Annotated in this window: 8 protein-coding genes; 6 read left to right on the top strand and 2 right to left on the bottom strand. The window is 66.4% G+C overall.

Annotated features, from left to right (window positions below; genetic code table 11):
* Positions 1-639: 639 nt before the first annotated feature.
* Entirely contained in the window at positions 640-1,644 is a 1,005-nt protein-coding gene (locus tag IB261_RS12565; RefSeq protein WP_081516849.1) for an AraC family transcriptional regulator, read from the bottom strand.
* A gap of 375 nt (positions 1,645-2,019) precedes the next feature.
* Between IB261_RS12565 and IB261_RS12570 the strand changes: the two genes are divergently transcribed.
* The 5 genes from IB261_RS12570 to IB261_RS12590 all read left to right on the top strand — a co-directional run bounded on the left by IB261_RS12570 (position 2,020) and on the right by IB261_RS12590 (position 9,612).
* Complete coding sequence (locus IB261_RS12570) at positions 2,020-2,553, top strand: RBBP9/YdeN family alpha/beta hydrolase (RefSeq protein WP_225606139.1); 534 nt, start codon at positions 2,020-2,022, stop codon at positions 2,551-2,553.
* 147 nt (positions 2,554-2,700) lie between these two features.
* Complete coding sequence (locus IB261_RS12575; protein WP_151186767.1) at positions 2,701-4,539, top strand: DUF1302 domain-containing protein; 1,839 nt, start codon at positions 2,701-2,703, stop codon at positions 4,537-4,539.
* A gap of 41 nt (positions 4,540-4,580) precedes the next feature.
* Positions 4,581-5,939: a DUF1329 domain-containing protein gene (locus IB261_RS12580; protein ID WP_151186768.1), complete on the top strand. Its 1,359-nt coding sequence runs from the start codon at positions 4,581-4,583 to the stop codon at positions 5,937-5,939.
* Positions 5,940-6,040: 101 nt separating this feature from the next.
* The gene (locus IB261_RS12585) at positions 6,041-7,117 is read left to right on the top strand and encodes a WD40/YVTN/BNR-like repeat-containing protein (protein WP_192382949.1); all 1,077 of its coding nucleotides are present in this window, start codon (positions 6,041-6,043) and stop codon (positions 7,115-7,117) included.
* 59 nt (positions 7,118-7,176) lie between these two features.
* Complete coding sequence (locus tag IB261_RS12590; protein WP_081516853.1) at positions 7,177-9,612, top strand: efflux RND transporter permease subunit; 2,436 nt, start codon at positions 7,177-7,179, stop codon at positions 9,610-9,612.
* A 272-nt stretch (positions 9,613-9,884) separates the two neighbouring features.
* Here the strand turns inward: IB261_RS12590 and IB261_RS12595 are convergent, their stop codons facing one another.
* Positions 9,885-10,778, bottom strand: a complete 894-nt coding sequence (locus tag IB261_RS12595) for a LysR substrate-binding domain-containing protein (RefSeq protein WP_192382948.1) — start codon at positions 10,776-10,778, stop codon at positions 9,885-9,887.
* A 131-nt stretch (positions 10,779-10,909) separates the two neighbouring features.
* Here IB261_RS12595 and IB261_RS12600 point away from each other — a divergent pair, with 131 nt between their 5' ends.
* A complete protein-coding gene (locus IB261_RS12600; protein ID WP_192382947.1) occupies positions 10,910-11,989 on the top strand; it encodes an ABC transporter ATP-binding protein in 1,080 nt (359 codons plus the stop codon).

The raw sequence follows: 11,989 nt of genomic DNA on the forward strand, positions 1-11,989 counted from the left end.
AGCGTTGTCGGGCCAGGGATGGCCCGTCAACGCGGGCCCCTGAAACTCCGAAGAACCGAGGGTACTTTTCGCGAAGCGAAAAGCCGGATGGCAGGGGCCAGACCTTTGCCTCCTTTGGGGCGTTTGCCAAAGGAGGTCGCCCGAGGGGGCGAAACAAGAAGTCCGCGCGTACGCCGAGGCGACGCTTACCCCCTGACCAGAAGCAGGGAGTTTTTCGCCAGAAGAACCAAACTTCACGATGCGTCAGGATCGGTTTTCCGCGTCGCATTGGCATGCATGTCGAGATTTGGTTTCGCCTCTCGGCGAGTCCCTTTTGGCAAACGCCCCGAAAGGAACCAAAAAGTCTTGCCCCGGACATCCGGTTTTTCGCTTGGGGCGAAAAATACCCTCGTTGAAGCGCAGTTTCAGGGGCACGCCGCGAAGGGCCATCCCTGGCCCATCGCGGCTCTCGCGGCATCCATGCCGCTAAACCCCTGAAACTCCGCTTCAACGAGGCCTCCTGAACGGGGCATTCGGCGCTTGCGGATGTCTCTCTGGAAACCCTCAAAATCCAGAGCCAAAGCCGGGGGTGAGGGCGCGCTTTTGTAGGAGCGGGCCCTGCCCGCGATCCGCCGGCAGGGCCGGCGCATCCGGAAATGATCACTCCGTCTCCCGCCCCAGATGCTCCTTGCGCCACGCCGCCGGCGACACGCCGAACTGCACCGCGAACCAACGGGTGAAGGAGCTGGGCATCGAATACCCCAGCAGGTCGGCGATGCGCCCCAGTGAATAGCGCGGGTTTTCCATGTAGCGCAGCACCAGCTCGCGCCTGACCTCGTTGATCAGGTCGGAGAAGGTCACGCCGTTGTCTTCCAGTCGGCGTTGCAGCGTGCGCACGTTCAGCCCCAGCGACTGGGCGATCTGTTCGATGGTCGCGCGGCCCATGGGCAGCAGCAGGTAGATGGACTTGCGCACCTCGTTCAGGGTGCTGCCGTCGGTGGCGCCGGGCAGGGAGTCGACGAAGCTGCGTGCATGCCGCGCCATGGCCGGGTCGGCCATGGGATTGGCGGCGTCCAGGTCGGCGGCGGGGATGACGATGCCGTTGAACTCGCTGCCGAACTCGATCTTGCAGCCGAACACCCGGCGATGCACCTGCATGTCCGCCGGGGCGTCGTGGCTGAAGTTCACGCTGACCGGCCGCCAGTGCGGGCCGAGGAGGGCGGCGCAGAGGCGGTAGAGGGTGCCCAGGGCCAGTTCCAGGCCCTGGCGCATGGGCATCGGCGGCACGGTGAGGAGTTCTTCGCGCAGAATCGCCAGCTTGCCTTCCTGGTCGATGTACAGGGCCAGGGATTCGTTGAGCAGATGGCGGTAGCGAATGATGGTGTCGATGGCCTCGCGCAGCGTCGCCTGGTGCGACAGCAGCAGGCTGATCACGCCGAAGTCGGCGAGCTGCCGCGATTCGGCCATGCGCAGGCCGAAGGTCTCGCAGCCGCTGATGCGCGCCGATTCCTCCAGCAGGGTCACCGCCGTGGCAACGGGGATGCGCTGCTCCGGGTGCTCGAGCATGGACTGGGACAGGCCCACCGCGCTCAGCTGCTGATGCGGGTTGAGGCCCAGGTGGCGGGCCACTTCCAGGTAGTTGGTGAGGGCCGCAATGCGAACCATTGGGGTCATGCCGATCGCCTTCTTGTTCTTGTGGTTGCTCCGTGCCGTCAGGGTCCGGGGACGCCTTGTGGCCAGAGTGCACGCTGGCTGGGTCGATGACGTCAGATTCTAGCGACAGCTGTTACCAATCGTGTACGAAAGTTCTCACTTCGGCCAGTGCCTGCGGCGCTCTGGAATGCACCGTACGTCCCGGTACGCCCGCCACGCGTGGAGTCGGCGGGACAGCAGGCTGGCCGGGGCCTGTCATCAAATGCGAAGTGCCTGACGCTCAATGCAAAGCACCTTCACCGGTGCACCTCTACTGTCTGTCCAACAAGTTCGAAATCACCCAAAGGTGAACCGGTGAGCAACAACAAGACTTCCACCACCGTCCTCATGGTCCCCGGCTTGCGCGACCACGTCGCCGAGCACTGGCAGACCCTGCTTGAGCAGCGCCTGCCCAATGTGCGCAGCGTACCGCCGCTGACCGAGAACAAGCTGGACCTGAATGCCCGCATCGAAGCCATCCAGCGTGAGCTGGAAAGCATCGACGGCGAGGTGATCCTGGTTGCCCACAGTGCCGGTGTACTGATGGTCGCTCACTGGGCGGCACGCTACAGCCGGCCGATCAAGGGCGCGCTGCTGGCTACTCCGCCGGATCTCGACGGTGACTGGCCGGCGCACTACCCCAAGCCTGCGGTCCTGGCCGAGATGGGCTGGTCGCCGCTACCGCTGGAGCCGCTGCCGTTCCCCACACTGGTGGCCTGCAGCGACAACGACCCGCTGGCGAGCCCCGAGGCAGTCCAGCGCATGGCCCGCCACTGGCGCGCCAGCGTGGTGGAGCTGGGCCGGGTCGGCCACCTCAACCCCGCTTCGGGATTCGGCGACTGGCCAGAGGCCGAGGCGCTGATCCAGATGCTGGATAGCTGATTCACCCAGGCCATTCACTGAACCAAGCAACTCCCAGTTCCGGCGCTCGCGCCGGGGCAGGCCCCCGTGCGCCCTGGCGCACGGCCAAAGGGGCTGCGGGACGGGCCCGGAAAGCGTCCCGACCACAACAAGAAACGGAGCACACGAATGCATCATCAGAGCAACCCCCTGCAACGCTGCCTGCTGGCGACCGCAGTCCTCGCTGCCATGGCCGGCCAACCGCTGCTGGCCTTCGAGCTGGACACCGGCAACCCGGACTTTTCGATCCGCTTCGACAACACCGTCAAGCTCAGCTACGGGCAGCGCGTCGAGTCACCCAACAGCAAGATCGCCGGCACCGCCAACACCAACGACGGCGACCGCAACTTCTCCTCCGGCACCCCGGTGACCCAGCGTTTCGACCTGCTCAGCGAACTGGACTTCGTCTACCGCGACAGCATGGGCTTCCGCCTGTCCGCCGCCGGCTGGTACGACCACGCCTACGATGATGTCGGCTCCGACAACCCGTTCCCCGGTCAGAAGGGCAACGCCGGCCACCTGGTCAGCCGCAACGGCACTGTGATCGCCCCGCGTGGCGCGCAGCCGGCCACCCACGGCCTGAGCAACTTCGCCGACCGCTACTACAACGGCCCGTCCGGTGAACTGCTCGATGCCTTCGTCTTCGCCAGCCACCAGGTCGGCGACGACATGCAGCTCAGCGGCAAGCTCGGTCGCCACACCATCTACTGGGGCGAGACCCTGTTCAGCGCCGCCAACGGCATCAACTACGGCCAGTCGGCCCTGGACCTGGGCAAGCTGTACAACGTGCCCGGCACCGAGGCCAAAGAGCTGTTCATGCCGCGCAACCAGCTGTCCGCCTCGCTGACGGTCAACCCCGAGCTGACCCTGGCCGCGCAGTATTTCCTCGAGTTCGAGAACTCGCGCTTCCCCGAAGGTGGCACCTACATGGGCCCCTACGACATGCTCAACGACGGCGGCAACGTCTTCTGGCTGCCGCTGCCCGCGCTCAACGCCTTCTACGGCGCCCCGCGCGGCCATGACCGCGAGCCGGACAACACCGGCGACTTCGGCCTGATGGCCAAGTGGAGCCCGGAATGGCTCGACGGCACCCTGGGCTTCTACTACCGCAATACCTCCGACACCCTGCCGGCGGTACTGGTGAATGCGCCGAACCTGCACAAGCCCGGCCTGGCCGGCCTGCAGGGGATGAACTACGTCACCGCCTACGCCGACGACATCGACATCTATGGCATCAGCCTGTCCAAGGAAATCGGCGGCGTGAGCGTCGGCATGGACCTGAACTACCGCGAGAACATGCCGCTGGCGAGCAACTTCACCACGGTCAACTCCACGCTCTATGCAGCCTCCAAGCGCGGCGCGGTCAACGGCGCCAACCTGATCGGCGAGATGCCCAGCGATGGCGACACCGGCCTTGCCCGCGGCAAGACCTTCCACGTCGTGCTCAACGGCCTGGTGACCTTCGGCGCCACCCCGCTGTGGGACGCCTCGTCGCTGGCCGTGGAAGGCACCCTGACGCACCTGATCGACGTCACCGAAGGCGAGCAGACCTTCAAGGGCGACTCCAGCTACCGCGGTGTCGACAAGGTCACCACCAACGCCTACGCCATGTCCGCCAACTTCACCCCGACCTGGTACCAGGCCTTCCCGGGCGTCGATCTGTCCATGCCCATGGCCTACAACGTCGGCCTGCACGGCAACTCGGCGGTGCAGCTGGGCGGCAACGAAGACGCAGGCAGCTACTCGGTCGGCGTGGCCGCGGACTTCCACCAGAAATACCGCCTGGACCTGAAATACGTCGACGCCTTCGGCCCCTTCGATACCTGCGAGAGCGGCCGCGACAACAACACCCCCGGCGCCAACGGCCAGTACCAGTGCATCCCCGGCCAGATCACCTCGCAAGGCGGCCTCGCGCCCCTGCTGAAGGACCGCGGCATGGTTACCGCTTCCCTGAAGGCCACCTTCTGATTTCACGTAAGGCCTCGACTTCGAGGCAGGAGAAAAACAGCATGAACTTCAAGCCCACCCTGATCGCCACCGCCCTCGGCCTGACCCTCTGCGGTCTGGCCCAGGCCGCCGTTTCCCCGCAGGACGCCGCCCAGCTGGGGAGCACCCTGACCCTGGTCGGCGCCGAGAAAGCCGCCAGCAGCGATGGCGCGATTCCCGCCTATGCCGGCGGCCTGACCACCGCCCCGGCCAGCTTCAAGGCCGGCGACAGCATGCGCCCGGACCCGTTCGCCAGCGACAAGCCGGTGCTGGTGATCGACGGCAAGAACGTCGACCAGTACAAGAACCAGCTGTCGGCCACCACCGTCGAGCTGGCCAAGCGTTATCCGACCTTCCGCGTCGACGTTTACCCGACCCACCGCAGCGCCGCGTTGCCGGACACCGTGCTGGAGAACAGCAAGAAGAACGCCGTCACCGCGCAGTCCCTGGAAGGCGGCACCGCCATCGACAACGCCCTGCCGGGCGTGCCGTTCCCGATTCCGAAGACCGGTGCCGAGGCGATGTGGAACTTCCTGCTGCGCTACCAGGGCGTGAACATCAAGGCCAAGTACGACTCCTGGAACGTCGATGCTTCCGGCAGCGCCAACCTCGCCACCACCGGCCAGGCCTTCATCAACTACCCGGTGTACGAAGACCTCACCCAGCCGGTGAAGGGCTCCGAGGTCTACTACCAGATGAAGCTGTACTACAGCGGCCCGGCCCGCCGTGCCGGCGAGGCGATGATGCTCAAGGACGCCGCCAACCCGCTGCAGCAGCCGCGCCGCGCCTGGCAGTACCTGCCCGGCCAGCGCCGCGTGAAGCTGGCACCGAACCTGGCCTACGACACCCCGAACCCCGGCATGGCCGGCGCCGGCACCTACGACGACGTGTTCGTCTTCAACGGTGCGCTGGACCGCTATGACTGGAAGCTGGTGGGCAAGCAGGAAATGATCGTGCCCTACAACACCTACCGCCTGACCTACGCCAGCGACATCAAGCCGGTGGTCACGCCCAACCACCTGTCGCCGGACTATGTGCGCTGGGAGAAGCACCGCGTGTGGGTCGTCGAAGGCACCCTGAAGTCCGGCGCGCGGCACATCTACGCCAAGCGTCGCTTCTACCTCGATGAAGACAGCTGGGTGGCCGTGGCCTCTGACCAGTACGACGCCCGTGGCCAACTTTATCGCGGCTCCTTCGCCTTCCTCAGCCAGAGCTACGACAAGCGCATCCCGGACGCCACGCCGTTCATGATCTACGACCTGACTGCCGGCTCCTACAACATCAACGGCGTCGTCGGCCCGTACGGCGGCATCAGCTACATCGACCCGCTGGCCAAGACCCAGTGGTCCCCCGAGGCGCTGGCCGGTAGCGGCATTCGCTGATGAAGGGCGCGGCGGCCCGGCTTGATGCCAAGCGGGGTCGCCGCGGCTCCTGCAGCGAAAGCTGCCGGAAAAGATGCGAAGAGAGTTGTGAGGAAAGCACCATGCAGATCCCCTTCAAGCGCCTGATGCTCCTGGGCGCCTTGCTTCTGGCGGGCGGCGCTCAAGCCGGCGCAACGGTTGCAGAGTTCGTCGATGTGCTCGACCAGCCGGCGCCCCACAGCGCCGTTCCCTGCCATGTGCCGCTGCTGGCCGTCACCCGCGTCGACAAGCGCCTGGTGAGCGTCGGCCAGCGCGGCCACATTCTCTATTCCGATGACGGCGGCACCAGCTGGCTGCAGGCCGAGGTGCCGGTCAGCTCCGACCTCACCGCCGTGCGCTTCCCCACGCCGCAGGACGGTTGGGCGGTGGGCCACGACGGCGTGGTGCTGCACAGCGCCGACGGCGGCAAGCACTGGGAGCGCCAGCTCGACGGCCGGCAGATCGGCCAGCTGATGCTCGACTACTACGCCGCCCACCCGCAGCCGGACAACGCCACCTGGCTGGACCAGGCGCGCCGGTACCAGGAGGAGGGCGCCGACAAGCCGTTCCTCGACCTGTGGTTCCGCGACGCGAAGGAAGGCTTCGTGGTCGGCGCCTTCAACCTGATCCTGCACACCAGTGACGGCGGGCGCACCTGGGAGCCCTGGAACCACCGCATCGACAACCCGCAGGCACTGCACCTGACCGCCATGGCGGCCAGCGGCGATGACCTGTTCGTCGTCGGCGAGCAGGGCCTGCTGTTGCGCCTTTCCCCGCAACAGGAGGGCCAGCAGCAGCGCTTCGTCGCCCTGCAGTCGCCGTACGCCGGCAGCTTCTTCGGTGTGGTCGCGCGGCCGGGCCTGGTGTTCGCCTACGGCCTGCGCGGCCACGCGATCCGTAGCCTCGACGGCGGCGAAAGCTGGAAAACCGTGGACACGGGCCTGCCGGTCAGCCTGACCGCCGCCAGCTTCGACGCCAACGGCCGGCTGTACCTGTTCAGCCAGGCCGGCCAGGGCCTGGTCAGCGATGACAGCGGCGCCAGCTTCAAATCCCTGGACCTGGCCGAGCGCCTGCCCGTCAGCGGCGCGGTGGCCGGTCCCGGACGCCTGCTGCTGGTCGGCGCCCGCGGCGTACGCGAGAACGCGATGCCGGTGCGCTGAGCGCACCGGTGTTTCACCCGTTCAAGAACCATAAGAACAAGAGATAGAGAGACAGCCTCATGGTCGACCTGAAGCAAGGCGAGATGCCTGTAGTCCGCGAACTGCGGGACTTTGACACCCACAGCGGCAACCTGCTGGAGCGCCTGGTGTTCAACCACCGCGCGCTGTTCATCGCCCTGATCGCGCTGGTCACCCTGGTGCTGGGCTACATGGCCGTGACCCGCCTGGAGATGCGTCCGGCCTTCGAGAAAATGATCCCGCACAGCGATCCCTATATCCGCAATTACCTGGACAACCGCGCCGCATTGCGCGGCCTGGGCAACTCGGTGCGGGTGGTGGTGGAGAACCCCAACGGCGACATCTTCGACCCGGCCTATATCGACAGCCTGCGGCAGATCAGCGACCAGCTGTTCCTCAGCCACGGCGTCGACCGCGCCTGGATGAAGTCGCTGTGGTCGCCGGCGGTGCGCTGGACCGAGGTCACCGAGGAAGGCTTCCAGGGCGGCCCGGTGATGCCCGACGGCTACGACGGCAAGCCCGAGTCCATCGGCCAGCTGCGCCAGAACATCGCCCGCGCCGGCATCGTCGGCAGCCTGGTGGGCAACGACTTCCGCTCGAGCATGCTGGTGGTGCCGCTGCTGGACCGCGACTCGGCCACCGGCAAGGGTATCGACTACCGCGAGTTCTCCCGCGCCCTCGACGACCTGCGCCTGAAGTACGAATACCTGGGCGACGCCCGCGCCTTCGCTGCCGGAGAGGAGGGTAAAGGTCCGGTGCGCCTGCACGTGATCGGCTTCGCCAAGCTGGTGGGTGACCTGATCGACGGCCTGGTGCGGGTGATGTTGTTCTTCGGCCTGGCGGTGGTCACCGCCTTCGTCATCATCTTCTTCTACACCCGCTGCCTGCGCAGCAGTCTGCTGGTGATCGGCTGCTCGCTGCTGGCGGTGGTCTGGCAGCTCGGGCTGGTGGCCTGGCTGGGCTACGCGCTGGACCCGTATTCGATCCTCGTGCCGTTCCTGATCTTCGCCATCGGCGTGTCCCACGCCACCCAGAAGATGAACGGCATCATGCAGGACATCGGCCGTGGCACCCACAAGCAGGTGGCCGCGCGCAACACCTTCCGCCGCCTGTTCCTGGCCGGCGTCACCGCGCTGCTGTCGGACGCCGTGGGTTTCGCCGTGCTGATGCTGATCGACATCCCGGTGATCCAGGACCTGGCCATCGCCGCCAGCATCGGCGTGGCGGTGCTGATCTTCACCTCGCTGCTGATGATGCCGGTGGCGCTGTCCTACGTTGGCGTCAGCCCGAAGGCCGCCGCGCGTGCCCTGCGCGAGGATCGCCAGGTGGACCAGCATGCCGGCCTGGGCAAACTGTGGGACCTGCTGGACCGCTTCACCGAGCGCCGCTGGGCCAGCGTCACCCTGATCATCGCCGCGCTGCTGGGTGCCGGCGGTCTGCTGGTCAGCCAGCACCTGCAGATCGGCGACCTCGACGCCGGTGCTCCGGAGCTGCGCGCCGACTCGCGCTACAACCGTGACAACGCCTACATCACCAGCCACTACGCACTCTCCAGCGACCTCTTCGCGGTGATGGTGAAGACCGCGCCGGAAGGCTGCCTGAACTACCGCACGCTGATCCTCGCCGATCGCCTGGGCTGGGCGCTGCAACAGCACGAAGGCGTGCAGGCGACCACTTCGCTGGTCACCGCGGTACGGCAGATCACCGCCGGCACGTACGAGGGCAACCCCAAGTTCGCCAGCCTGCAGCGCAACCAGGACGTGCTCAACTACGCCGCCCAGCAGGCTTCGGTGAACACGCCGGAGCTGTTCAACACCGAATGCTCGCTGATGCCGGTGATCGCCTTCCTCAAGGACCACAAGGCGCAGACCCTCGACGAAGTGGCCGGCATCGCCGAGAACTTCGCCCGCGCCAACAGCACGCCGGACCGCCAGTTCCTGCTGGCCGCCGGCAGCGCCGGGATCGAAGCGGCGACCAACCGCGTGGTGCGCGAGGCCAACCACCGCATGCTGTTCTACGTCTACGCGGCGGTGGGCATATTCTGCCTGATCACCTTCCGCAGCTGGCGCGCAACCCTGGTGGCGCTGCTGCCGCTGGTGCTCACCTCGATCCTCTGCGAGGCGCTGATGGTGATGATGGGCATTGGCGTGAAGGTCGCCACGCTGCCGGTGATCGCGCTGGGCGTGGGGATCGGGGTGGACTACGCGTTGTACCTGCTCAGTGTGCAGCTACAGATGCAGCGCGCCGGGTTGCCGCTGTCGGTGGCTTACAAACAGGCCGTGGCTTTCACCGGCAAGGTCGTCGCGCTGGTCGGCGTGACCCTGGCGGCGGGCGTCATCACCTGGGCCTGGTCGCCGATCAAGTTCCAGGCCGACATGGGGATTCTGCTGACCTTCATGTTCCTGTGGAACATGCTCGGGGCGCTGATCCTGATTCCGGCGTTGTCGCATTTCCTGCTGGGTGGGAAGAAGCTCTGAGCCAGCCTTGGGCGTGCTCACCGTCGCGCTCAGGTTCCCCCGTAGGGCGCATAACCCGGAACGGGTTATCCGCCGCTCCCACGACGGCGGATAACGCTGGCGCGTTATCCGCCCTACGGTCCTGAAGAGGCAACAGGCAAACCTCGAACGTAGGATGGCGTGGAGCGCAGCGATACCCATGCTGTCGCCATACGGAATCGATGGGTATCGCTGCGCTCCACGCCATCCTACGAGGTGTTCCTCCTGTCGCTTCTGTGAAAGGCAACACCCCATCAATCAAACGCCGGAATCGCCTCCAGCTCATGCAGCAGCCAGTCGGCGAACTCCCGCGCCAGGGCCTGGTTGCCGTGGGGCGGGATGATCAGGAAGTAGGGGTGGGGCGCCGGGAAGTCGATGTCGAACAGGCGCACCAACCGTCCCTGATGCAGCTCCTCGCCGGCGAGGATGTGGTCGCTGATGGTCACGCCGCCGCCGGCCAGGGCGGCGCGGATGGTCAGGTAGGCGTCGGGCAGGAAGACGTTCTGCCGTGCCTGCAGGCCGGGCACGCCAGCAGCGAGGAAGTAGCGGCTCCAGTCGAAGCCGTCGTCCTCGTGCAGCAGCACCTGGCGCGCCAGGTCGCGGGGTTTGCGCAGGTGTTCCTGGGTGTTGAGCAGGCGCGGGCTGCACACCGGGAAGTAGCGGATATCGCCCAGCGCGGCGAAGCGCTGGCCTTCGATGTACGTCTCGCCAAAGGAGATCACCATGTCTACCTGGCCCAGGTCGCTGCTCATTGGCAGCAGGTGCAGGGCGACTTCCTGGTAGTTGCGCAGGAATTTCTCCAGCAGCGATGAAACCCGCGCCAGCAGCGCAGGGGCGCAGGCGATGCGCAGTTCGCCTGCCGGCTCCTCGGTGGGCAGGGCGCGGCGGATATCGCGCAGCTGGTCGAAGGCACTGCTGATCTGCTGGCTCAGCTGGCGCCCGGCCGGGGTCAGCTTGACGCCCTTGCCCTGGCGCTCCACCAGCGCCATGCCCAGTTCTTCCTCGAGCTTCTTCACCTGGTGGCTGACCGCTCCGTGGGTGACGTGCAGCTCCAGCGCTGCGCGGCTGATGCTGCCCTGGCGAACCAGCGCCTCGAAAGCGCGCAGGGCGATGAGCGAGGGCATGCGAAACGCACTGTTCTGACGCATGAAGGACCTTCTTTCGTGAATTTGACTAACGATTCAGGCGGAAATCTATTGAATTGTCGTTAGTTAAATTTGCACAGAAGATGAGCCCAAGCCAACACCGATCAACAAGAAAAAACGGCTGGAGATCCGCCATGCAGCATTTCGTCGACTTGCTCGGCCTGGGCAAGCGCTACGGCAACCTGCAGGTCCTGAGCGACCTCAGCCTGAGCATCCGCCAGGGCGAATTCCTCACGCTTCTGGGCCCATCCGGCTCCGGTAAAAGCACCACGCTGATGATGCTCGCCGGCTTCGTCGAGCCCAGCGAAGGGCGCATCGAGCAGGACGGCCGCGACATCACCCATCTGTCCCCCGACCAGCGCGAGTTCGGCGTGGTGTTCCAGGGCTACGCGCTGTTCCCGCACATGAGCGTTGCGCAGAACGTCGCTTACCCGCTGCGCATCCGCAAGGTGCCGGGCGCGGAGATCGAGCGCCGGGTCGCCGAGGTGCTGGAACGCGTCGGCCTGGCCGGCATGGGCGAGCGCGGCATCAGCCAGCTGTCCGGCGGCCAGCAACAGCGCGTGGCGCTGGCCCGCGCGCTGGTGTTCAAGCCGAAATTGCTGCTGCTCGACGAGCCGCTGTCTGCCCTCGATCGCCGCCTGCGCCAGGAGATGCAAGGCGAGCTGGCGCGCATGCACAAGGACTTCGGCACCACGTTCGTCTTCGTCACCCACGACCAGGAAGAAGCCCTGGCGCTGTCCGACCGCATCGCCGTTTTCAACAAGGGCCGCCTGGAACAGGTCGGCACCCCGCGCGAGGTCTACGAACGCCCGGCCAGCCGCTTCGTCGCGAACTTCCTCGGCGACACCAACCTGCTGGAGGTCGGCGTGGTGCGGCGCGAGGCCGAAGCCACGCTCTGCGATTTCCGTGGCCAGCACCTGCGCGTGGCCAATACGCCCAATGCCGGCCAGGGCGGCAAGAGCTGGCTGGCGGTGCGCCCGGAACACATCGACCTGCGCCCGCTGCAGGACGCCGGCCGCGACAACGGCCTCTGCGCCACCGCAGGCCCCGCGACCTACCAGGGCGCCCACGTCAATCTCGAACTGACCCTGGAGCAGGGCGATCGCCTCGACCTGCGCCTGCCGGTGTCGCACCCGCTGCTGGGCAGCCTGCGCAGCGGCCAGCGCTACTGGTGCAGCTGGTCGCCGCAGCACTGCCACCTGTTGTCCGCCTGA

The organism is Pseudomonas sp. PDM20 (genome assembly GCF_014852575.3).
Lineage (GTDB): Bacteria > Pseudomonadota > Gammaproteobacteria > Pseudomonadales > Pseudomonadaceae > Pseudomonas.

What these genes read in the sequence shown, in the direction of transcription:
- IB261_RS12590 (WP_081516853.1), top strand. Translation starts at nt 7,177, where the DNA reads ATGGTCGACCTGAAGCAAGGCGAGATGCCTGTAGTCCGCGAACTGCGG.
- IB261_RS12580 (WP_151186768.1), top strand. Translation starts at nt 4,581, where the DNA reads ATGAACTTCAAGCCCACCCTGATCGCCACCGCCCTCGGCCTGACCCTC.
- IB261_RS12585 (WP_192382949.1), top strand. Translation starts at nt 6,041, where the DNA reads ATGCAGATCCCCTTCAAGCGCCTGATGCTCCTGGGCGCCTTGCTTCTG.
- IB261_RS12575 (WP_151186767.1), top strand. Translation starts at nt 2,701, where the DNA reads ATGCATCATCAGAGCAACCCCCTGCAACGCTGCCTGCTGGCGACCGCA.
- IB261_RS12570 (WP_225606139.1), top strand. Translation starts at nt 2,020, where the DNA reads ATGGTCCCCGGCTTGCGCGACCACGTCGCCGAGCACTGGCAGACCCTG.
- IB261_RS12600 (WP_192382947.1), top strand. Translation starts at nt 10,910, where the DNA reads ATGCAGCATTTCGTCGACTTGCTCGGCCTGGGCAAGCGCTACGGCAAC.
- IB261_RS12565 (WP_081516849.1), bottom strand. Translation starts at nt 1,644, where the DNA reads ATGGTTCGCATTGCGGCCCTCACCAACTACCTGGAAGTGGCCCGCCAC.
- IB261_RS12595 (WP_192382948.1), bottom strand. Translation starts at nt 10,778, where the DNA reads ATGCGTCAGAACAGTGCGTTTCGCATGCCCTCGCTCATCGCCCTGCGC.